General features: G+C 42.3%; 19 protein-coding genes. 4 read left to right on the top strand and 15 right to left on the bottom strand.

Annotation, left to right across the window (positions count from 1 at the left end):
- Positions 1-38: 38 nt before the first annotated feature.
- Both ftsH and ES754_RS10010 read right to left on the bottom strand, forming a co-directional pair.
- Positions 39-1,931 carry an ATP-dependent zinc metalloprotease FtsH gene (gene ftsH, locus ES754_RS10015; protein WP_147224050.1) on the bottom strand — a complete coding sequence of 631 codons (1,893 nt, stop codon included), beginning with the start codon at positions 1,929-1,931 and terminating at the stop codon, positions 39-41.
- A 361-nt stretch (positions 1,932-2,292) separates the two neighbouring features.
- Positions 2,293-2,925, bottom strand: a complete 633-nt coding sequence (locus ES754_RS10010; RefSeq protein WP_147224049.1) for an RlmE family RNA methyltransferase — start codon at positions 2,923-2,925, stop codon at positions 2,293-2,295.
- 435 nt (positions 2,926-3,360) lie between these two features.
- On the opposite strand from ES754_RS10010, the gene ES754_RS10005 reads away from it, so the two are divergent.
- Both ES754_RS10005 and ES754_RS10000 read left to right on the top strand, forming a co-directional pair.
- The gene (locus ES754_RS10005) at positions 3,361-3,672 is read left to right on the top strand and encodes a YhbY family RNA-binding protein (protein WP_147224048.1); all 312 of its coding nucleotides are present in this window, start codon (positions 3,361-3,363) and stop codon (positions 3,670-3,672) included.
- Positions 3,673-3,850: 178 nt separating this feature from the next.
- On the top strand, positions 3,851-4,657 hold the full coding sequence (locus tag ES754_RS10000; protein ID WP_147224047.1) for a DOMON domain-containing protein: 807 nt from the start codon (positions 3,851-3,853) through the stop codon (positions 4,655-4,657).
- Positions 4,658-4,841: 184 nt separating this feature from the next.
- On the opposite strand, the gene ES754_RS09995 is transcribed toward ES754_RS10000, so the two are convergent.
- Entirely contained in the window at positions 4,842-5,549 is a 708-nt protein-coding gene (locus ES754_RS09995; protein WP_147224046.1) for a CHAP domain-containing protein, read from the bottom strand.
- 164 nt (positions 5,550-5,713) lie between these two features.
- Here ES754_RS09995 and ES754_RS09990 point away from each other — a divergent pair, with 164 nt between their 5' ends.
- A complete protein-coding gene (locus ES754_RS09990) occupies positions 5,714-6,217 on the top strand; it encodes a DciA family protein (RefSeq protein ID WP_147224045.1) in 504 nt (167 codons plus the stop codon).
- 287 nt (positions 6,218-6,504) lie between these two features.
- Here the strand turns inward: ES754_RS09990 and lpxC are convergent, their stop codons facing one another.
- The 12 genes from lpxC to ES754_RS09930 all read right to left on the bottom strand — a co-directional run bounded on the left by lpxC (position 6,505) and on the right by ES754_RS09930 (position 21,895).
- Positions 6,505-7,422 carry a UDP-3-O-acyl-N-acetylglucosamine deacetylase gene (lpxC, locus tag ES754_RS09985; protein WP_201538801.1) on the bottom strand — a complete coding sequence of 306 codons (918 nt, stop codon included), beginning with the start codon at positions 7,420-7,422 and terminating at the stop codon, positions 6,505-6,507.
- A 326-nt stretch (positions 7,423-7,748) separates the two neighbouring features.
- Positions 7,749-8,945: a cell division protein FtsZ gene (gene ftsZ, locus ES754_RS09980; protein WP_147224043.1), complete on the bottom strand. Its 1,197-nt coding sequence runs from the start codon at positions 8,943-8,945 to the stop codon at positions 7,749-7,751.
- A 176-nt stretch (positions 8,946-9,121) separates the two neighbouring features.
- Positions 9,122-10,414 (bottom strand): cell division protein FtsA, encoded by a 1,293-nt coding sequence (gene ftsA / locus ES754_RS09975; RefSeq protein WP_201538802.1) that lies wholly within the window; start codon positions 10,412-10,414, stop codon positions 9,122-9,124.
- A 193-nt stretch (positions 10,415-10,607) separates the two neighbouring features.
- Positions 10,608-11,384: a cell division protein FtsQ/DivIB gene (locus ES754_RS09970; RefSeq protein WP_147224041.1), complete on the bottom strand. Its 777-nt coding sequence runs from the start codon at positions 11,382-11,384 to the stop codon at positions 10,608-10,610.
- A 408-nt stretch (positions 11,385-11,792) separates the two neighbouring features.
- Entirely contained in the window at positions 11,793-12,707 is a 915-nt protein-coding gene (locus tag ES754_RS09965) for a D-alanine--D-alanine ligase (RefSeq protein ID WP_147224198.1), read from the bottom strand.
- A 214-nt stretch (positions 12,708-12,921) separates the two neighbouring features.
- Complete coding sequence (gene murC / locus ES754_RS09960; RefSeq protein ID WP_147224040.1) at positions 12,922-14,394, bottom strand: UDP-N-acetylmuramate--L-alanine ligase; 1,473 nt, start codon at positions 14,392-14,394, stop codon at positions 12,922-12,924.
- 130 nt (positions 14,395-14,524) lie between these two features.
- Positions 14,525-15,622, bottom strand: coding sequence for an undecaprenyldiphospho-muramoylpentapeptide beta-N-acetylglucosaminyltransferase (gene murG, locus ES754_RS09955; RefSeq protein ID WP_147224039.1), 1,098 nt, complete (start codon positions 15,620-15,622; stop codon positions 14,525-14,527).
- A gap of 251 nt (positions 15,623-15,873) precedes the next feature.
- Positions 15,874-16,854 (bottom strand): glutathione synthase, encoded by a 981-nt coding sequence (gene gshB, locus ES754_RS09950; protein WP_147224038.1) that lies wholly within the window; start codon positions 16,852-16,854, stop codon positions 15,874-15,876.
- A gap of 53 nt (positions 16,855-16,907) precedes the next feature.
- Positions 16,908-17,594, bottom strand: a complete 687-nt coding sequence (gene pyrE, locus ES754_RS09945) for an orotate phosphoribosyltransferase (protein WP_147224037.1) — start codon at positions 17,592-17,594, stop codon at positions 16,908-16,910.
- A gap of 48 nt (positions 17,595-17,642) precedes the next feature.
- A complete protein-coding gene (locus tag ES754_RS09940) occupies positions 17,643-18,650 on the bottom strand; it encodes a hypothetical protein (RefSeq protein WP_147224036.1) in 1,008 nt (335 codons plus the stop codon).
- 103 nt (positions 18,651-18,753) lie between these two features.
- Positions 18,754-19,587, bottom strand: coding sequence for an SDR family oxidoreductase (locus ES754_RS09935; RefSeq protein ID WP_147224035.1), 834 nt, complete (start codon positions 19,585-19,587; stop codon positions 18,754-18,756).
- 52 nt (positions 19,588-19,639) lie between these two features.
- Positions 19,640-21,895, bottom strand: a complete 2,256-nt coding sequence (locus ES754_RS09930; protein WP_227677815.1) for an Lnb N-terminal periplasmic domain-containing protein — start codon at positions 21,893-21,895, stop codon at positions 19,640-19,642.
- Between the two features lie 228 nt (positions 21,896-22,123).
- Between ES754_RS09930 and ampD the strand changes: the two genes are divergently transcribed.
- Positions 22,124-22,753: a 1,6-anhydro-N-acetylmuramyl-L-alanine amidase AmpD gene (ampD, locus tag ES754_RS09925; RefSeq protein WP_420825331.1), complete on the top strand. Its 630-nt coding sequence runs from the start codon at positions 22,124-22,126 to the stop codon at positions 22,751-22,753.
- Position 22,754: the final 1 nt, after the last annotated feature.

Genomic DNA, 22,754 nt, shown 5'->3' with positions numbered 1-22,754 from the left:
AAAAGGGCTTTTTTATCAATTATGATATTTTTTTGACGTTACATCGCTGGTAAAGGAGGCGGTGTCGAACCTGTAGCTTTCATATTATCTTTCGATAAGTTTACTTCAGTATGTTGGTAAACTCTCGGTGGACGAGGCGCTTCACCCGCTAGTATATCTTGCAACTGATCTCGGTCAATTGTTTCCCATTTCATCAAGGCATCGACCATCGCATGCATTTTATCTTGATTACCTTCAATCAACTCGCGCGCGATATCATACTGCTCCTCTAGCATTCTACGTACTTCTTCATCAACCTTTTGCTGCGTTGCTTCTGAAATAGCACGAGTACCACCAAAGTAGCCTTGTGAATTCTCATCATCTTCATACACCATGATGCCGAGCGCATCTGACATACCGTATTTAGTGACCATAGCCCGTGCCATTTTGGTAGCCCGTTCAAAGTCGTTAGATGCTCCTGTTGACATCTGATTGATAAACACTTCTTCAGCTATTCGACCACCAAACAAAATAGCAATATCACTCAGCATTTTAGACTTATAAAGACTAGTCTGATCATGCTCAGGCAGCTGCCACGTTACACCAAGGGCAAATCCACGTGGCATAATAGTGACTTTATGAACTGGATCTGTACCGGGTAACAGCTCAGCGACTAACGCATGACCTGATTCATGATAAGCAGTTGCACGGCGCTCTTCTTCACGAATCACCATTGATTTACGCTCAGGACCCATATATAGCTTGTCTTTTGCGTCTTCAAAGTCATTCATATCGACACTACGTTTGTTACGACGAGCTGCAAATAAAGCCGCTTCGTTAACAAGGTTGGCCAACTGTGCACCACTAAAGCCAGGCGTACCACGCGCCAGTGAGTTGGCATCAACACCAGTGGTATTCGGCAATTTACGCAAATGCACTTTTAAAATTTGTTCGCGGCCTTTGATATCTGGCAAACCCACTTGTACCTGACGGTCAAAACGACCGGGACGTAGTAGTGCTTTATCCAGAACGTCAGCACGGTTGGTCGCAGCAATGACAATAACGCCTTCATTACCTTCAAAACCATCCATTTCGACCAGTAGTTGGTTCAAGGTTTGCTCACGCTCATCATTGCCACCGCCCGTACCAGAGCCACGATGGCGACCGACCGCATCAATTTCATCGATGAAGATAATACAAGGTGCACTTTTCTTAGCTTGTTCGAACATATCACGTACCCGTGAGGCACCGACACCCACGAACATCTCAACAAAATCAGAACCTGAGATTGAGAAGAACGGCACTTTAGCTTCGCCAGCAATGGCTCTTGCTAATAAAGTCTTACCAGTACCTGGTGGCCCTACCATCAAGATACCACGTGGAATAGTCGCGCCAAGCTTAGTAAACCTATCTGGCTCACGTAAGAACTCGACCACTTCTACCACTTCTTCTTTCGCCTCTTCACAACCAGCGACATCCTCAAAGCTGACGTTGATTTGATCCTCAGTAAGCATTTTTGCTTTTGACTTACCAAAGCTCATCGGACTGCCGCCTTTACCACCAACGCCACCTTGCATCCTGCGCATAAAGAACAAAAACAAACCAATGATCAGTAAGATTGGGAAGCTTGCAATTAGCAGCTGCATCATTACGCTTTGACGTTTTGGCGCAGTCCCCTGGATATCGACTTTGTTCTCACGCAGTAGCGGCAGTAGCTGCTCATCAGCTACTGCGGGTCTAATAGTCTCAAATGATGAGCCATTTTTCTTCTCGCCGGTGATTTGCTCGCCGTCAATTTCAACACTGGCTACTTGATTTTCGGACACTGCGGTCACAAATTCAGAGTAGTTAAGGCTGTCCGGCTCAGACGATTGATCAAAGCCGCTAAACACCAGTACCAAAACGCCGATTACCACCAGCCACAATAAGGTATTTTTTACCATGTCGCTCACAAGTTTTCCCATCCCTTACTTATTGGTGTGTTTACTAAACACGTGACGTTTTCAAAGTAATCATCCTTGTCTGCTAAAGTTTTATCTTATTCAATTATCTAAAGATAAAAAATTGCGACAATAAGTGTCTTACTTTTAAACGGCTTTGCTCAAAACAATTTCTTAAAAAAAGTGCCTAAAACAAAGTTAATATACCATTATATTTGGTTTTCACTTGAAAAATTCAAGCAGAATCTGAATTTATTCAGTTAACAATTGTAGCAGTTTTCAATTATTCACACGTCCATCTTCTGTAAATTATACTGAAGGTTATTATCTACATAATGTATAGAAAATACCGACGATTTATAGGAACTATCTTCTATTTAATCGCTATCCAAAATATCTCTTTTGAACGAGGGCGTGAAGCAGCAGGTTTAATACTACGAATTTTACTGAACTTTGATTGCATCTGCTTACGCAAGTCTTGTGCCCCTGCGCCTTCAAATACTTTCATAATCAGAGCACCACCTTCTGGTAAATTCTCTAAAGCAAAGTCTATTGCAAGCTCACACAAGTCCATCATTCTTGGCTGATCCACACCACTATTACCTGAAGTATTAGGCGCCATATCAGACAATACTACATCTACTTGTTGCTCTCCGACTTCAGCCATAATTTTATCAAAAATTTCAGCTTCGCGAAAATCACCTTGAATAAAAGTGACATTTTCCAAATTATCCATCGGTAAAATATCAGAAGCAATTAAAGTTCCAGTCTCACCGACCAATTTACCTGCTACTTGTGACCAACTGCCAGGCGTACTGCCTAAATCAACCACCGTCATGCCTTTACTAATCAGCTTTGTTCTATCATTAATCTCAAGCAACTTAAAAGCGGCACGTGCACGATAGCCCTCTTTTTGGGCTTGCTTTACGTAATAGTCGTCAAGATGCTCTTTCATCCAGGCACTACTACTTTTTGACAGATTTTTATTTTTAATACGCGTGGCCAAAGTAACTGCTCCTACTATTAACTGATATCTCAATGTGCAATATATCTATGCTTAACTATTTAATAATTAAGCTAAACATTAAATAATCTATAAAATAGGGTTTGATTGATATATGCGGTTAAAGATGGAAACTACAAGACGGTAACCTAAATTGACTTCAACACAAAGGATTTAGCAGCTTTATAAGTCAGTAGTGTTTATAATGCTGCAAGACAGTCAGTTTAACATTTCCATCACGTAAAATCGTGCGAAATCCCGATGATTTCATGCGAGATAGACGTAGATTATTTATAATGATTATTAGATTTTTAAATGATATTGTAGTCTATTTTTAAATAATGCTCATCTTAATCACTATTATCATGATGTTAACATTATTTATGATGATACAATTATTAACCCTGACTTTTATATTTACCAACGCTTAGGAATTTTATGGAACTTGATAACGCTACGATTAAACGCCTAAAAGGTATTGGTCATGAGCTCAAACCTATTGTCATGCTTGGCAATAATGGGATTACGCCTGCCATTACTGAAGAAATTAACCGTGCTCTATCAGATCACGAATTGATCAAGGTAAAATTACCAGCCGGTAGCAAGCATGACCGTGATGTGGTCAGCACCGAGCTTGCCACCACAGCCAATGCTTATGTAATTCATACGATTGGCCGTATGGTATTATTGCTGCGCCAAAACCCTAATGCCAATCCAAAGCTGTCGAATTTAGCACGTCACGCCCAGTAGCTTGCATGTATTAGTTTGAGCAATGCAATGTGTAATTACCATTGCCATTGCAAAGTATATAAGCCGCGTCGCATGAGTGCTCGCGGCTTTTATATTATCCAAGTTTTGAATATTGAAATATTTTGACAGTTTTCTAACATTATGAGTTATAAACCACTACTAATTACAAAGCCGCCCCATGAGTCAAATTTTCAATCTACGTTTAGCGACTGATACTCTAGCTGTCGACGCGCAGCAGCTGGGCGTAACGCCCGAACAACTACAACATATTCACGTCAAGGTTAGTGCTTCGATTATTCAGCAGCCAGATCCGCAGCTATGGCTCACCTATAGTATCCAATTACCTAATGCGGATTTAGCTACGCAATTGAGCTGGCCAGCTTGGGAGCAGGCACAGGTCAGCTTTACTGACTATTTATGGGAGCAGACCTGTCTTGAGTGTTTTATAGCAGGCAGCAATTTAGTTCTTGATGAGGTAAAGAAAACTAACGAAGCGAAAAGCTATATCGAAATTAATGCCAGTCCAAATGGTCGTTACGCCCTTTATTACTTTGAAAATTATCGTACCCCGCCCACTCTTCCGCCAACCCCTTTATTACATAAAGATGGAAAACTAAAAACAGATAAAAAGTCACAAGCTCATATCAATTGGTCTACCGAACCAACAAAACCACAAAACATTCGGGTGTCAAAGCTTCTACCAAATAATAAATTGACAACGGTCATTAACAATTTGACAGCTTGTTCATTTAAACCACGCCATTTTTACCAGCGCAGTTTTGGTGTTCCCTTAAACCAACTGCCTTCTTACATCTCTAATGATAGCTTTTCTAATAGTGCCTGTATCGAAAAGCTACATCCCTGTGTCATTTTGCGACTCAGTGATACTGTTTTATATTTTGCCTCCGCCCATGCCTCTCCGCCCGACTTCCATAACCATTCTTACTGGCCTCTCTTTGATTATAAAGCAGCACTCTCGGAATAGATGTCATCTCGCAGCATTTTTAAAAATAGTAATCAGTAACCTTCATCTATAAATATCAAAACTTGAAACCACAAAACTGGCATAAAAAAGCTCAGCAACGTCGTTAAGACCATTGCTGAGCTAGGAGACAGCGGGGAGCTTATTAAAAATACCCTACTTTATTAAATACTATGCCTATCAGACACTATTTATCAGCCATAGCAAGATAAATGCCACGGTTCGATGCGTCGTCTATGTATTGTGAATCGCGCCACGTGGTATAGCTGTAGCTACCACCATATGGACTAATGCTGTTTTGACGGAAGTCAGACACCCAGGCTGCACCATCAAAGATTTGGATATGACCATGCGGATGTTTTGAGCTGCGATCATAGACAACCACATCACCGACTTGTATAGGCATATTATTGCTGATTTTGCTAAAGCCTGCATTAGCAAGTGTACCGCGAGTCGCATACTGGTAAGCTGAAGGATTAGGCGTGAATTCGTAACCGGCAGATTGTAGCGCTTGGCGTACATAACGCGCACAACGACCAGAGCTTCTAGACAATGCTACTCTTGAGGCACGAGCAGCTGCGACAGCTGGAGCTGAATTATGATCTAAAACTGATCTAAACTGCTGTTGTTTTTCAGAGTATAAACGACGAGACAAAGAATCGAGCTCAGTACCTTTTTGTTTAAGAACATTAATAGCGCGGGTGATTTCACTATTGTTAGAGACGTGCACCCCACCATTGTTAGTGCTGTACCTATTTTGCGAAGAACCGTAGGAATTAGAGATATTTGCTCTGGTATAAGTCAGTGTACTATTTGAGATGGTATTTACAGCGGCACCACTCGTTTGTGCCACACCCATACCCAATACTGACAATATTAATAAAGCCTTTTTCATAAATTTACTACCTATTGTTAATGCAAGATTGCTCGTCATCCATGACAAAGCAGCAATTAATTTAGAGAATATAGTTATCAGACAAACATGATAAAATTCTAAGGTTAACAGTGTGCGTTTTAAATCTATTTGCTTTAACATCACCTATTAGATGAGTAATTACAATGTCAAAAAAACAGCCTAATCGGCTCGCTCAGCTTATTGATCATCAGGCTTTTGCAGGTAGCGCACTACCTCGAAGCCTTGCTGATAATATGCAACTTTATACACAAGCTACCAATGAGATAAAAAAGCTTCTGGTAGAGTGTCTACCGGATGAGATACTTGATACCTGTTGGGTTGTGGGTCTCTCTACTGAACAACTGACCCTCAGTGTAAGCTCGATGACGGCAGCAAATCACATTCGCTACTTACAAAACGCTTATCTTAAAGTATTAACGGAGCAGTCTATTACATTTCAACAACTCAAGCAGATACGTGTCGTGGTAGTCAAAAACTCTGCTTCTAATCCTTTAACTAGGCAACTACCAACCTTGTTAAGTACTCACAAAGCCAATGAAAATCAGCCTCTTAGCCAAAGAACAAAACGGACTATATCACAGGCTGCAAAGCATGTCACCACTGATAAAAACCTCAAAGAAGCACTTTTACGCCTGCTAAAAGACTAAAAATACTTACCTTACAATGTAAGATTGTGTAAAGAAAATAGCAGTAAGCTGACCAACAAGACAGTTTTTTAATACTTTCACGAATAAAAAAAACGTTTGATTCTCAAATCTAGATTATGGATTTGAGAATCAGACGTTTTTTTATAGCGCGAAGCGTTGGTGGTAACTACGGTTAAGCAGACGGCTATAATAATACAAATATTGATAATGATATTATGACATCCATCCACTCTCGTCTTTATGTAATCTTACGTAAATGTTGCGATACATCGTGTATGTTCGTGTATTCATCCCTCAACAGTTAGGGAGGTTAAAGGTAAATATTCAATTGGACAAGTTACATTGTCATCAAAAGTTACAAATTTATAGTTATTCTTATCTGATAAAATCTCACGGACTAATAAGTTGTTCAATGCATGACCAGATTTGTAGGCATTAAAACGTCCTAATATCGGATAACCGATGAGGTATAAATCGCCTAACGCATCCAAAATTTTATGACGAACAAATTCATCAGCAAACCGCAAACCTTCCGCATTAAGAATTTTCGCTTCATCGATAACAATAGCATTGTCCATACTGCCACCCAAAGCTAGATTATTTTTCCTTAATGTTTCGATATCACGTAAAAAACCAAAAGTACGGGCAGAACTCAATTCTTCAATGAAGTTTTGAGTAGAAAAGCGAAGCTGTGCATGCTGAAAGTCTTTATCAAAAGCAGGATGATCAAAGTCAATCTCAAAATTTAGCTCAAAACCATCGTACGGACGTAACTCTGCCCATTTATCATCAACCTTGACGCGCACCGGGCGCACTATTTTCAAAAACTTCTTTGGACTGTCTTGTTCACAAAATCCAGCTTGTAGTAACACGCCTACAAATGGCGCAGCGCTACCATCCATAATAGGAATCTCGCTTGCGGACACACGAATCAATAAGTTATCAACGCCAAGACCAGCAATCGCACTTAGTAAGTGCTCAACCGTACCCACACGCGTTCCACCAAATACTAAATTGGATGACATCATAGTATCCTGTACCAAAAAAGCACTGGCAGGAATTGGTGCACAATCAGCGATATCTGAGCGCTCAAAGACAACGCCAGTATTAACAGGCTGTGGGTGAAACTCTAAGTCAACGGGCTGCCCACTATGTAAGCCAATACCTGTAATCGCTATGGCTCTGTTTATAGTTCGTTGGTTCATGACTGCTTTCTCACATATCTTGTTACAATTGCCATAGTGTACCATTAGCTAGCCCTTATTCGCTATAGTCAAAAAACACTAATTTACTCATTTCTTCGTTTGATTACACTTATTACAGACCGTGCTTAAACACTTTTTACGGGTTAAATTGAATAGAAAATAAAAAAATCTAACTTAATAACAAGCAAAAACACACTGTCTAATATTATTTACAGCGAATAAACGCAAAAAAGCCAGCACTGAGATGCTGGCTTTTTTGCGTTTATTGAACTACCTAAGATGACTGCAAGTTAACTACACTAGGTACAGAAAAAGTATCATTAACGTTACTTGTTCTGTTGACGTTTAAGATAATCTTGAATACTATTTGTTTTAGTCTGTGGTTGTTCTTGTGGCGCTTGAGAGTGGCTAGTGTTGTCTTGATACATCTGGGTTTTTGACTGTTTCTGACTGTTTAAAGCACTGGTATGCAAGTTAGGATCAACAGGCTGGGTGCTGTTCACAGAGGGTACAGGCTGTTGTATTTTGGCATCTTGGCCTGCATATTCATCTAAAGTCAAACCAGTCGCAATAACGGTCACATGCAATTCATCACCCATATCTTCATCAACTACTGAGCCATAGAAAATATTAGCATCATCGGTGTCAGTAATACCTTCAACGATTTCGCTGATTTTACTAAACTCATCTAACGAGAGACTCTGTGAAGAAATTACGTTAACCAATAGGCCTTTGGCATTCTCTAAACGCAAATCGTCCAGTAATGGTGATTTGATCGCTTTTTCCGTCGCTTCGCGTGCACGGTCATCACCACTAGCACGGCCAATACCCATCATGGCATGACCTTTAGCCGTCATTGCGGTACGAATGTCATTAAAGTCAATATTTACCAACCCTGAACGAGCGATAGTTTCAGCAATACCTTGTACGGCATGCATAAGTACATCATCCGCTTTCTTAAAGGCATCTTGCATTGACAGATTACCATAGACACTCATTAGCTTATCATTTGGGATGGTAATAATAGAATCAACAAAGTTAGTTAATTGTTCAATGCCAGCCTTAGCAGCTTTGATACGCTTACCACCTTCAAACTTAAAAGGGGTGGTGACAACGGCGACGGTCAGAACTTCCATCTCTTTTGCAATGCGAGCCACGACAGGCGCAGCACCGGTACCAGTACCACCGCCCATCCCAGCGGTAATAAATACCATATCTGAGTGCTCAAGTAAGGCACGAATCGCTTCTTCTTCACTTTCAGCAGCTTCACGACCCACTTCTGGATTGGCTCCAGCACCAAGGCCACGATTACTTTTTGCGCCTAGTTGTAACTTATGAGGAGCGGTCAGACGGTCAAGGGCTTGCTTGTCCGTATTGGCACAGACAAACGTTACACCTTTAATCCCTTGTTGTACCATGTGCTCAACCGCATTACCGCCGCCGCCGCCAACTCCAAATACGATAAAGCGGGCTTGACCATTATTTTGAGGTTTATTATCATCCGGCATGGTGTATTTTGACATAAAAAAATTGCTCCAGTTGCAGATAGCATGAGAATCGATAGATGATAACGCACTCGCATGCTATCGACTTACTATATATAAATGCATACAAATAAAATAGGGTAATAACAATAAAGCTTATATAAAATTTCTCAGATTTTAATTTAGTAAGTTTCTGATTTTATCTCAAAAAAATGCTAAAGTATTTTTTTAAATAAACTACTAAAGCGCTGACCAACACCTTGAAAAGCGCCTTTAACCTTAATTTTTTCTATGGCTTCGATCTCACTTTGTTCGCTATGACGAAACTGTTCGCTCTGACTGTATAACAAAGTACCAAAAGCAGTATGATAGGCTCGGTCATGTATGTGAGTATTCAGCTGCTTATAGGTATCTTCATTACCAAAATGATTATAGGCGCTAATATAAGGATGAGTATTAGTCATTACTACGGGCATTTTTAGTAATTTCTTTGCAAATGGTACCATCCCCTTAATAGCACTACCCCCACCCGTCAGTACCATACCGCGATCAATATATCCTATTAGACCCGCTTGATGCAGTTGTTTGACTACCTCAGTAAAAATACTGACATAACGGGCTTCAATAATTTGGGCGAGCTTGTAAACACTCACATTAATCTCATCACCTGATCCTTGTGGTCTAAATATAAAAAACGCACTGGGATCAATGCTACTGACATCGGATGTGCCATGCAATTTTTTAAGCTTTTCAGCTTCTATCATGGATACACCAAAATCTGCTGATATATCCATGGTCACTTCATGGCTGCCGCTTGCCACGCAATGGGTAAAAACCAACTTGTTTTCTTTATAAACACAAATACTGGTGGTACTGGCACCAATATCTATCAAACAAACACCCTGCTGACGTTCCTCGCTTATAAGACTATACTCAGCGCTAGTAACCGCATCGAACACCACATGATCGACACCAACATCACAGCTTTGTAATAACTTCTGAAGGTTTTGACGACTGGAAACCGGCATCATCATCATGTGATACATCACGGTGATATCTTCTGCAATCATCTCAATCACATCATCCACTAAATTATCGTGATCATCAATATAAATACCTTGCTGACAGCAATGCATCAAATAGTAATCAGACGGCAAATCTTGTGATTTAGCGTTAGACAACGCTTGTACCATATCTCTAGTACGCACCACGTCTTCTTCGACTACTACGTGACCGGTACTGTTTTTACTCAATAGCTCAGGAGTCGATAAAGTTAACCACACACTATGAACGCGGCAGTTGGCAGTATCTTCAGCTTCTTGAATCGCTTGTTTGATTGCGCTTTGTAAGCGTTCTCGGTGTTTAATTTGGCCTTGATAAAAGTCGCTATTCTTAACTTGTCCAACGCCCATAATGCGAATATCTTTTGCAGACACGACACTACCGATCACCGCATACACAGCAGTGGCACTTAAATGGACAACAACTAGATTCTCAGTATTTTTCATGGTACCAAACAAATTATCGCTAAACAGGAGACTACATGACGTCTCCATTAAATCATCAAAGTGAATACTAAATTCAAATAAGGGTTTTATATTTAAAAAACATAAGGTCGAACAGAGCTCTGCACTCAATAAGCAGTAATACCGTATATCTAAGCTGCAATGTGGATGACTCAGTCGCCCTATCTTTTTCAGCTTATGTTTCTTTTGTATGCCATGTAATGCTAAAGCCGTTCTTATAGCGCAGGTCTACCGATTGTATATCATTACGGCGCATGCGTAATTGATTGTCTAAGATCTTACTCAAACTGAGCAACTTTTGCGCGGTATTCTCATTATCGACAATAACACGTACACCATTATCAAAACGTACCAACCAAGTCATACGTGGGGACAGAATAATATCTTCAACCTGCATATCGAGTGGCGCATACCACTCATTAATTTGTTGCATTTGCTGCATAATAACCGGAGCTTGAGTGAGCTCACCTTGTAAAGTGGCATACTGCGCTTGCGTCAGCTCTTCATTGTCAGCCGGAACAAACACTTCACCTTTGGCATCAACAAGACGCTCTGTACCGAAGTTAGCGACTGCCTTTTTTGGTAATACCGTAATAACAATACCACGCTGCCAATCTCGGGTAACACTGATTTGATCTACCCAAGACAAATTAATACCAATGTCTCGCAGGGTTTGTAAGTCAGTGGTAAAAAAACCACTTACCGACTGTTGGTTCATGGTCTGCTGCAACGCTTGATATTGCGTTATCGTTAGCCCTTGATGACTGACTTCAATAGCAGCTGGTGGCGCATCACGTAAGGCCTTACCACCCATAATTAATATCAATAATAACAACCCTACCACCAGTGCCATGAAGAGATATTTGGCCGAAGGTAGCATTGGTTTGCTATGTTTTGGGCGATTAATCTTATCACTCATTAAGTCAGTTATATCGTTGACAGCTTGAGCCATAATCACATTCGCCCTTATTTTTAATGTAACTTATATTTGATATGTTTAATCAGTCTTATTCAATAGAAGGAGAAAAGTAATAAATATTATAGTGCCAATATATTTTCGCTACTCTCAACTCGCGTTTAACTTTGACCCGTTAGTCATAATTGACTATTACTATCTAATAATAATTATTTATATGATGCAAGGAATTCAACACGCAAAATAACTTAATATTATGGGTTTATATTTACACTTACAATATTAACGTATTTTCATCATAAACAATAGCTTAACCCAAGCTGTAACTGTTAAATTTACACGAAGTTACACTAAGCTATGGTTTAGCATAACTAGGGACACATCAATGGTGTTACTACTGCTATCTCGATTTGAAATACTCGACTTACTGGGATGAGCTTTTCACTATAAAGTTTGCGCTAAAATATGCCAACATAACGCATCAAAGTCCATACCGCGCGCTTTTGCTGCCATGGGTACTAGGCTGTGACTGGTCATTCCAGGTACAGTATTGATTTCAAGTAGCCAGAAGTTACCATCATTATCTTGCATCGCATCAACACGCCCCCAGCCTTTAGCACCAACGGCACGGAATGCTGCAAGGCTTAATGCCTGCAGATGCTTCTCTTCGCTATCACTCAGACCACAGGGAATGTAGTAGCCGGTGTCAGTGCGATTATACTTGGCTTCAAAATCGTAAAAATTAGTGATATCAGCAGGCTCTAAACGGATGACTGGGTAAGCTTCCTCATCAATAATGACAATGGTAAATTCACGGCCGGTAATCCAGCGCTCTGCCATTACGACGTCACCACATTGTACGGCGGTAGCGTAAGCTGCTGGTAGCTCATCTAAATGATTTACTTTGGTCATGCCAATACTAGACCCTTCATGCACCGGTTTAATAATTAACGGGAGTCCGAGTGTATTGACCACTTGCTGCCAGTCAGTAGCCGCAGTAAGCAGTGAGAACGGTGCTGTTGATAAGCCACAACCTTGCCACAGTTGCTTGGTACGCACTTTGTCCATACCCAGTGCTGATGCCAATACCCCTGAGCCAGTCTGCGGGATATCTAACCACTGCAGCATGCCTTGAAGCACGCCATCTTCACCGCCACGGCCATGTAGAACATTAAATACCCGATCGAAATCACGCAGCTCAGTCACGTCTTGATGCTTAGGGTCAAAATGGGTGGCATCAACACCTTGATTTTGAAGCGCTTGCAATACTGCTGCCCCGCTATCTAACGAAATAATACGCTCATTGCTATTACCACCATAAACCACAGCAACTTTACCAAATACACTGGCATCATGCACCTTGACAGGAAGTACGCTTACAATCTTCTCGTTAACTTTTTGATTATTATCATAATCAGTTTGCGCAGCAGCTGCTAAAGCCAGCTCCGGATTAACAATAGTTTTCTCGTCTGGAGTAGCAGCAACATATTCAGAGTTATTTATATTTTCTTGATTCTTATTACTCGACATAAGTAAAATTCCTAAAATTTTCTTGAAACCTATTTATTAAGAGTTATCTGAGATATAGATTGTTAGCGGCCAAGTCAATAGCAATTTGACCAATATTTCCAGCACCTTGGGTTAAAAGCATATCGTTCGCTTGTAGTAAGCGTTGCATGACTGGAGCTATATTATTTTTATCAATAATCGTCGGTTCAACTGCACCGCGCAAACGTATACTGCGTGCCAAAGCCTTGGTATCTGCTCCAGCTATCGGACTTTCTCCTGCTGAGTAGACATCCAATAATAACAGCTCATCAACTGACGATAATACTTCAACAAAATCATCAAAGCAGTCACGAGTACGGCTATAACGGTGTGGCTGGAACAGCATGACCAAACGGCGATCAGGGAAGCTCTGGCGTGCGGCTTTAATTGTGGCATCAACTTCTCTTGGATGATGGCCATAATCATCAATTAACAACACATCGCCTTCACCGATAACAACAGGTTCATGCTGCTCAAAACGGCGACCAACGCCTTCAAACTTATGTAGCGCACGCTTAATCGCTTCATCGTCGACGCCCTCATCGGTTGCCATGGTAACTGCAGCTAGTGCATTGTATACGTTGTGGATACCAGGAATATTTAAGGTCAAATGTAATGGTTCGCGGTCACGGCGTAGAACCGTAAAATGGGTTTTAGTACCTTCAACCACCACGTCAATGGCTTGTACATCGTTAAAAGGTTCAAGCCCAAAGGTCAATACCGGACGCCCGATATCATCAATCATCGCATAAAGTTCGGGATCATCACCGCAGACTACTGCCAAGCCATAAAACGGCATATTTTGTAAAAATTGAATATAAGCGGCTTTTAGTTTCTCAAAGCTATTATCATAAGTTTCCATATGATCTTGGTCGATATTGGTCACAATCGCGGCCATCGGATGCAAGGTTAAAAATGAGGCATCGGACTCATCAGCTTCAGCCACTAAAAAACGACTGCTACCCAGTGCGGCATTTTTGCCTGAGGCATTCAGTTTGCCTCCAATCACATACGTCGGATCAAGTTGCCCTTCCGCAAGCATAGTGGTCAGCAAGCTGGTCGTCGTCGTTTTACCGTGCGCGCCAGCAACGGCAATACCATGACGATAGCGCATCAACTCACCGAGCATATCAGCACGGCGCACGACTGGCAGACGCGCTTTGAGCGCCGCTGTAATCTCAGGGTTACTACGATCAATAGCAGTTGACACCACCACCACATCGGCATGTTCGATATTCTTCGAATCATGACCGATAAATATCTCGATGCCAATATCTTGTAAGCGCTTAGTTACCGGACTTTCAGAGATATCTGAGCCACTCACTTGATACCCTTGGTTACTCATCACTTCCGCGATGCCGCACATACCCGAACCCCCAATGCCCACGAAATGCAAATGCTGGATACGGCGCATCTCTGGTATTTCAATCAGACGTGTAGGTAAAGATTTATTATTAAGCGCAGCAGATGTGACACTGACAGGAGCGGCTGTGGACATAAGGGTTTCTCTTTAGTAAGGAATCATAAAATACGGTGATGATGGTTATTAAAATAGGCCAGTAACATTAAACGATGTATCACTCAGTGATCGTAATACTGTTAGAACCAATATTAAAATAAAAAAAGTACTAAAGTGCTTGCCAAATAATATCAGCCACTTGCTGACTAGCGCTACGATTGGCAAGCGCATGACCCTTTTTGGCCATCTCTAAACAGGCACGTCGATCAAGTACAGCCAGCTCATCACTTAATCGTTTAGGGGTTAGTTCAGGTTGCGGTAGTAAAATCGCGGCATCATATCCCGTTAAGGTACGCGCATTAGCAGTTTGGTGATCGTCAACGGCACTAGGCAGGGGCACAAGAATCGCGGCAACCCCAACGTTTTGAATTTCAGTAACCGTCAGCGCGCCCGCCCGGCAAACAATAATATCTGCCCACTTATAAGCAGCTGCCATATCCGTAATAAAAGGTTGCACAGTGACTTGGTGTGCGCTCAAATCCTCAACATCATAGGCAGCTTGAGTTGCCGTTTCATTATCACGGCCGCATTGATGACGCACTTCAAACGGACTGTCTATAAGTGCTAACGCTTTGGGAACGGTATTATTAAGCACTTGCGCACCTAATGAGCCGCCTACGACTAATAAGCGTAGTGGAGAGTCATCATTAATATCATAACGGTCAGAAGGTGCGGCAACGCCTCTGATGGCATTACGTACTGGATTGCCAACCGTTTCAAGCTTGTTATTAGACTCAGTATTTAGCTGGCTATTGGCAAAAGTATTTTCAAAGGCTTGCAGAACTTTGGTGGCAATTTTGGCCAAATAGCGATTGCTCATACCCGCTATCGCATTTTGTTCATGGATAATCAGCGGCGTACCTGTCATACGGGCAGCGATACCACCTGGCGCTGTTACATAACCACCAAAGCCCACTACTATATCGATTTTATTACTACGAATAATTTTGATGACTGCCATAGTTGCTGATAACAAAGTAACGGGCATCTTAAGCAAACGGCCTACGCCTTTCCCGCGCAAGCCTTGCATGCCGATGGTATGAAAGGTATAACCGGTTGGCTCAACCAAACGATTTTCCATTCCATTTGCCGTACCAAGCCAATGAATCACCGCGCCGCGCTGAGTTAGCTCTTCACTAACAGCAAGCGCTGGAAACACGTGCCCGCCAGTACCTGCAGCCATCATTAATACGTACGGTGTCTTCATTGCCCTCAGCCTTTCTTATCTTTTTAATGAGTAGTAAGCACTTATAAATCGTGGATTAATAGACGCAATGCCTAATAAAATGCCATATCGTAAAGCCCGCATAGTATAGATGAAATCATCTCTGTATATATAGCGTTTTATAGGCTAAATAGGTGATTGAATAACAGTTTTATATATTAAAAAACTTTGCGTTAATCAACACTTTATTACGTATTTTATCTGATCTTTAAGCTTATTTTAAATACTAACTTTTAAAAACGTGATTCTATTGCGCGTATAAAGTCTGTAGCGATATCAGTACCGCACTGATCGTCAATCTCGCGTACACAAGTCGGACTAGTCACGTTAATTTCAGTAATACGACCGCCAATTAAGTCGAGTCCGACAAACATTAAGCCCTTTTCTTTCACGATAGGTGCCACTACTTCTGCCACTTGACGTTCGATATCAGTCAACGGCATCGCAACACCGCTCCCGCCAGCCGCTAAATTACCACGGGTTTCACCTTTGGTCGGAATACGCGCTAACGAAAAATCGACCACTACCCCATCAACAATCAATACGCGCTTATCGCCTTCTTTAATCTCTGGTAAATAACGCTGCGCCATAATCGGTAAGGTTTCAAGCTCAGTTAATATCTCAAGCGTGACACCGATGTTAGGGCTATCAGCCGTGAGACGAAAAATTCCCGTACCGCCCATGCCATCAAGCGGCTTGACAATAACGTCTTGCTGCTCAGTGATAAATTTACGAATATGTGCCTGTTTACTGGTCACAATCGTTGGGCTCATATAGTCACTAAACCATGTAGCAAATAGCTTTTCATTACAGTCACGAATCGCGCTTGGGTCATTAACGACGAGCACGCCTGTCGCTTTGGCGTGGTCTAATAAATAAGTAGCATAAATAAAACGCATATCAAACGGCGGATCTTTACGCATCAAAATCACATCATAATCGCTGACCGGACAAGTGGCTTTTTCACCTAAAGTATAAAAGTCTTGCGGGTCACGCTTTACCGTTACTGGCTGCGAATCTATCATTAACTGACCGCGATCTAACCACAAATCATGAATCTGACAATACCCTAGCGTATGCCCTCGATCTTGAGCCGACCACATCATCGCCAGACTGGTGTCTTTTTTATAGTTAACCTGCTCAATAGGATCCATGATAACCAGTATGTTCAAAGAACGACTATTTAATACGTTGGAGGGGGCAGCTTGGCTCATGATAGGCTCACTTACTTGTTGTTATTGATAGTAGGGCTAAAGAATATGGCAAATTATACGCCGTACTGAGTGCGGTAATGCTGCATTTTTGCAAGTTGGGTAGCGTCTTTGTGTTCGCTATGATCATCAGCTAAATAAACGATTAAGTCATCCATATTGACAAGTGCGTGTACTGGTACTTGTAAGTTAGCGACCAGCTCTTGAATGGCTGATTGTTCTGCTTGTCCTTTTTCTTTACGATCAAGGGCGACAATAATACCGGCGACGCTAGCACCTGCAGCTTCTAAAATTTCAATGACTTCGCGCATGGCTGTGCCTGCGGTAATGACATCGTCGAGTATCCAAACCGCCTTGCCGCTGACATCAGCACCGACCAAATTACCGCCTTCGCCGTGGGTCTTTACTTCTTTACGGTTATAGCCCCACTCCGCATTGATACCATGATGTAGCCATAATGCCTGTGCAGTGGCAGCAACAAACGGAATACCTTTATAAGCGGCGCCAAAAATGACCAGCTCTTTATTGTTGTCACTATTAGCATCATTCTGCATTTGCTCAGCTAATGCATCCGCATAACCATGTGCCAATAACGACAGCATCTCACCTGTTGCTAACAAGCCCGCATTAAAAAAATAGGGACTGATACGTCCAGATTTAAGCACAAACTCACCAAACTTAAGGACTTTATTATCTAAGGCTAATTGAATAAAATCATGAGGGGTAAATGATGGGGTGTTCATGAGGCATTCCTATGGGTAAATTTTTTGCATCATTGTACGCAATACTGTTCAGCTTGACCAACCATTGATAAGATAATCTTGCATATTGGCATAACGTGTCAGCAGACCGCAGCGCGATGAGATATTAAAATAGCAAGAGCCATCGGCACTCACTTGCATATCCCACCCTAGATAGGCAGCAGCGACAATAATATGTCCAGTAAATAAGTGAATCTGTCGATACTGATAACGATGCGCAGGCAAGCGACAAACTTGGCTGAGTAAATAGCTGCGGACATAGTGACAGATTTGGTCGGCGCTATAGCTTTGGTTGATACTTTTGCGAGTCGCATTTTGTTTGAGCACATGCACCGCCACACTACAGGCCATAATATCGGTTACTAAACTTCCTGTGCCCGTTTCGAACTGCTCTGGTTGTAATACCACTTGCCAATCATCGGCGTACAGACTGTTTAGCAATTCATCTGGGTTATAGCTTTTGGTGATGGCGCGTAGGGTGATAGATTCTTTATCATCACCATTTGAGGTGCTATCTGAACTTTTGGCTACCCTAGCAGTAGCACTAAACCCATAGCGGGTTAGTTGTGGATACTGAGTCATAATCCGTTGAATATCCAACAAATCTAATAACCTCATACTCTCAAGCGAGGACAATAACGGCTGCGAGCTTGGGCTATGAGAATAGCGATAAAAGCTGTCAGGCAATGCTATAAGCTTGGCCGCAGTTAGGAGTGCTAAATATTCTGAAAAAGGTTCAGAGGCCATCAACTGCCACTTCGATAGCGACTGCTCTTTAGACTGATAGAAGCGAGTGGATTTGCCATATAAACGCCGTAACTGCCCATTCATACGCCGTGCTGGTTCTGGAATATCAGTCAGCGGTCGTGCGGGATCAAGTGGCGTCTGCATAGGGTCGAAGTTAGGGTGGATAATTGCAGGTTGAGCACTATCACCCAGCTTAGATGCCCGCTCAGCACTGTCTTCTGCACTCTTACCCTGCCCTAATTTTGACTGCATATTAGGTGAACTATCATCAAAAGTAGATGGCTGAGTCATGCGGTTTCCAAAACGGTAAGAAGCTTATTATTAATAACACTTATGCTTAACTGACATAATATTAGTGCTAAGCTTGATGGTATACCTCTTGATATTATAAGTCTTAATGCTGCAAAATATCCTGATAACCTGCTTGCCAATCAGGATAATTGAGCCAAGCCAATGGGATATTACTATGCAAGCGCTTGCCCGCAACAGAGGTTTTATTAGTATCAACTTCTGGCAGCGTCTCCCCTACTTGTCTGCTGAGCCAAGTGGTCAGCTCTAACGAGGTTACCGGCAAATAATCAGTCGCAATATAAATAGGCTTGGGCATATCTGTGGTCAACACTTTGGTAATAATCGTTACCAAGTCAGTGTCCATAATACGGTTGGTCCACTCTTTGGCAGCAATAGGCGCTTTATGTGACTCTTGTGCTTTGCGCAGGCGCATCAAACGCTCACGGCCATAAATACCACTGGGGCGAATGATGATAGCCTTATCACCAAAGCCTTGTTGTAGCGCTTGCTCTGCTTGTAATATTACTTTGGAGGCATCACGCTTAGGTGTCACAGGCGCAGTATCCGTATCAATCCATTCACCATTATCTTGGCCATAAATACCCGTCGATGAGATAAAGATTATCCGCTCGAGGTTCGTCAGCTTAGCTGCCAGCTCAGCGATATGCTGACAAATACCTAAATAGCTGTCGTTATAACCGCTGGTTGAATACTCATCAGGCGTCACAATAATCGCAATGCGAGTAAAATCCTGCAATTGATCAGCACTGAGTTTAAGCGCATCGGCTTGCATAAACTTGGCTTTGTCATCTAAGTCATAATGGGCACGCTCACTACGCGCCAGCCCAGTAACAGATAAATCATCTTGAGCCAGCATATTGGTCACTGGCAAGCCGATATCACCTTGACCGATAATAAAAAATTGTTGGTTCATCATAAAACACCCTTATTTATAATTACCTTAATAAATTGCTGCTTAAGAACTCTGCTTAAAAGTAGCGCATATAAGCCAGTTTTATATCCTCATTGGCATCAACGCGATCTTGCCAGTCATAACTGGCATTGAGTCGTAACGCCTGTTTTTTATCGATATCGTATTGCAGACCCAAGGTAGTGATTGGTTGCCAATAGTGCCCACGAACATCAGGCTCATCGCTGCTGCCATGATACCAATATGGCAGTTGCAATTCAGCTTGCGCGCGTAACTGATTGTTAATCTGGTACAGACAACCGGCATTCACACCAGCGCCAACCCGATAACCTTTATTAATCCCGCGCCCTGCTTGTACAGTGCCTGTTGCTAAGGTATAGCATAGCTGCGGCGGCATCTCACCGGTCACTAAGCCCGATGGCCCAGTGCGCGGCGTGCCAAATGCCCATGACTTGCCGTATTCAAGGGTAGTACTGCCCACTAGATGGTCTGTGCCTTCTTGCTGAGAGCCGTCATTGATACGGGTGGCCTCAATATTTGCGCCCCAAGTTTGACCTTTTTGTGCGGTATTCACTGGATTAAAGGAGCGCCCACGAATTAGCGTAAAGTTCTGCAATACTACGCTTGATGGCTGCTTATTGTCTTTGTCATCATCAGTATCATAAAAACGTAGCGTCGCATCAACACCTTCTAAATTAAAAAACTGCTTAAAGCCTGCCGGACGATCAAGGATGTCATGAAAACCAGCACGTAGACCAACATCGATATAGCTGTTGTCGCCGCGATGACCGATGCCCATTTGTCCACGCTGCAGCGGATGACGGTCGAGTGGATTATTATTAGAAACGGCAATCATCGGCGCTTGTAATACTTGCTTATCCTCTGACATACTCGATGCGGGATTGCTAGCGGCTGATTTAATCTTGTTTTCAGTCTCTTTATCTAAACCTTGATACCCTAATTTAGCAGCCTGACGGGCTGTGTTCAGCTGTGCTTGGCGTACGGTGCTATCAGATGGCGTATAGCGTGTACTTACCAGCATTTTTTCTTTATCAAGTAAATTTACCACATCGGATGGAATTACTACATAAGGCAGTTGACTTAGCAGATGCTTTTCAGGACGCACCACATCGATAAGACGTAAAATCTCAGAGGCACAGTTATCGGTTGCAAAGTAATAGGGTATCTCTAGATCTTTAGTCTCCCAGACGTGCGCCATAATTTGGCGAACCTCGGTTGGGGTCAAATCTAACTGATAGGTCCAGGTATCACGCTCATCGTCTTTTAGATAATCTGCTAGCTTTTTTGGATAAGGGTCAATCTCAATACTATTATTATAGCCACCGCTCATGGCTTTAATCGCAAAAACAACAAAACTATCGGCAGTATCGCCATCGACGGTATCATTCAGCGCATAGGCATGATGAATCTGGTTAAAATCTGCGGCACTGGCTTGCGAATCAATCCGTAATAAAGTATGGCCAAAGGCAGATATTGGATTGTCCAAATACTCTTGAGCAAACATCACTGACAGCTGCTCGGGTGCTAGCGTTGCCATCCAGTCATCAAGCTCTGGACAGGCCAGTTGTAAGCGCGCATCGTCAATATTCAACGTGTCCGTGAGCCACTGTACTCGGGCAGGAAAACGGCATAATGCAGAATTATTATTTGCTTGAGCACTGCCTTTATTACTAATAGCTTTATTACCATTACCAGCGCGCGTTAATTGTTCAGACAGTGCCACTAGCATCGCATCCAGCTCGGCACCTGAGTCTTGCTGACCCGTCGCACTTAAAAAAAATGATGAGTCAGCAACCAGACTTTTGGTTTTACCTTTGCTAAAAATGCTTTTTTCATCATCAATAAAATACAATAAGCGTCGCCATGTCGTATGCTGAGACAAGTTATCTGTTTTAACGTGTTCACGCCACGTGCTTAATAACTGTTCAGCGTTAGTTGCTTGAGCGCTTTGAGTGTTTGCAGTGTTTGCATTGCCTTGAGCGTTTTGGACATTTCGAGTATTTTTGATATTTTGTGCGTTTACGACAGTTTGGGTGTCTCGGGTGTTCTGATTGCTCTCAGTATTGTCAGTATTAACACTAGATATGCTACGCTTAACAGTCAGATTATTAGTCAACGCTGGAGTGGCCGTATCCGCTAACTCGCCAGTGGTCATAAGTGATAATGGCGTCGGTAAAAATGCTTGAGCCTGCGCGCTTAATAGCAATCCTGCGATAGCAAGCGGTAAACGAGCGCGTGGGCTTATGATATGGAACGTGCCATTTACGGCTATCGGCTTGAGGTTTTTAGACATAAGGTAAGTTCTCTTATTTTTTGACACATACCCTATTGGGCGGCATTAATGTTATGGCAGCGCTGGATATGGCTCATCGCTATTAACGTGGGGCTTATACTTAAATACTGACTGTCTGCTCACTCATAAAGATTTATAACTCATGTTTAATACTATGTTTTGTTATAAAATTTCATCATCACCAGTATTCTGTCCAAACTTATACTCACTATTATGACAGAGAATATTATGTCTATTGCAGCGTTAAACTCATTATCACCGTTATCATGTCCGGCTCCATCGATGATTATTAGCGATGGATGCTTATCGGCCGCCACGTGGTTATGCTCGCCGAATAGCAATGTGCGTCCCGCATGGATAAATATTGACGCTATCGTCATTCATAATATCAGCCTACCACCCAATGAATTTGGTGCGTGCGGCGCGGATGGACTGCATTACGTTAAAGCTTTATTTACCAATCAGTTAGATTGGCAGGCGCATCCCTATTTTCAAACGATTGAGGGCGCAGAAGTGTCCGCCCACCTGTTTATTGAACGGGATGGCGCGATTACTCAGTTTGTAAATTTCAACGAGCGAGCATGGCATGCTGGCAGGTCCAGCTACCTTGGTCGCACTGAATGTAATGATTATAGCATTGGCATCGAGCTTGAAGGCTCAGATTTTACCCCTTTTACCGCTAGCCAGTATGAAACGTTGGCGCAAGTGATTACTGCAATCTATCAGGCTTATCCTAAAACTCGCCGGCATTTAACCGGTCATAGCGATATTGCACCAAATCGCAAGACTGATCCGGGAGATTATTTTGAATGGGCAAGATTGCGAGCAGATATTGCTAAAATTCGAAAACAAGATTAAT

Source organism: Psychrobacter frigidicola (assembly GCF_007997305.1).
In the GTDB taxonomy this organism is placed as follows: domain Bacteria; phylum Pseudomonadota; class Gammaproteobacteria; order Pseudomonadales; family Moraxellaceae; genus Psychrobacter; species Psychrobacter frigidicola.
The sequence above is the reverse complement of the archived record's forward strand: the minus strand, read 5'-3'. Positions and strand labels throughout refer to the sequence as shown.

Bases quoted from the DNA above. Each gene is read 5' to 3' on its own strand.
- ES754_RS10005 (WP_147224048.1), top strand. From the start codon at position 3,361: ATGGAACTTGATAACGCTACGATTAAACGCCTAAAAGGTATTGGTCAT.
- ES754_RS10000 (WP_147224047.1), top strand. From the start codon at position 3,851: ATGAGTCAAATTTTCAATCTACGTTTAGCGACTGATACTCTAGCTGTC.
- ES754_RS09995 (WP_147224046.1), bottom strand. From the start codon at position 5,549: ATGAAAAAGGCTTTATTAATATTGTCAGTATTGGGTATGGGTGTGGCA.
- ES754_RS09990 (WP_147224045.1), top strand. From the start codon at position 5,714: ATGTCAAAAAAACAGCCTAATCGGCTCGCTCAGCTTATTGATCATCAG.
- lpxC (WP_201538801.1), bottom strand. From the start codon at position 7,422: ATGAACCAACGAACTATAAACAGAGCCATAGCGATTACAGGTATTGGC.
- ftsZ (WP_147224043.1), bottom strand. From the start codon at position 8,945: ATGTCAAAATACACCATGCCGGATGATAATAAACCTCAAAATAATGGT.
- ftsA (WP_201538802.1), bottom strand. From the start codon at position 10,414: ATGAAAAATACTGAGAATCTAGTTGTTGTCCATTTAAGTGCCACTGCT.
- ES754_RS09970 (WP_147224041.1), bottom strand. From the start codon at position 11,384: ATGGCTCAAGCTGTCAACGATATAACTGACTTAATGAGTGATAAGATT.
- murC (WP_147224040.1), bottom strand. From the start codon at position 14,394: ATGTCCACAGCCGCTCCTGTCAGTGTCACATCTGCTGCGCTTAATAAT.
- murG (WP_147224039.1), bottom strand. From the start codon at position 15,622: ATGAAGACACCGTACGTATTAATGATGGCTGCAGGTACTGGCGGGCAC.
- gshB (WP_147224038.1), bottom strand. From the start codon at position 16,854: ATGAGCCAAGCTGCCCCCTCCAACGTATTAAATAGTCGTTCTTTGAAC.
- pyrE (WP_147224037.1), bottom strand. From the start codon at position 17,594: ATGAACACCCCATCATTTACCCCTCATGATTTTATTCAATTAGCCTTA.
- ES754_RS09940 (WP_147224036.1), bottom strand. From the start codon at position 18,650: ATGACTCAGCCATCTACTTTTGATGATAGTTCACCTAATATGCAGTCA.
- ES754_RS09935 (WP_147224035.1), bottom strand. From the start codon at position 19,587: ATGATGAACCAACAATTTTTTATTATCGGTCAAGGTGATATCGGCTTG.
- ES754_RS09930 (WP_227677815.1), bottom strand. From the start codon at position 21,895: ATGTCTAAAAACCTCAAGCCGATAGCCGTAAATGGCACGTTCCATATC.
- ampD (WP_420825331.1), top strand. From the start codon at position 22,124: ATGTCTATTGCAGCGTTAAACTCATTATCACCGTTATCATGTCCGGCT.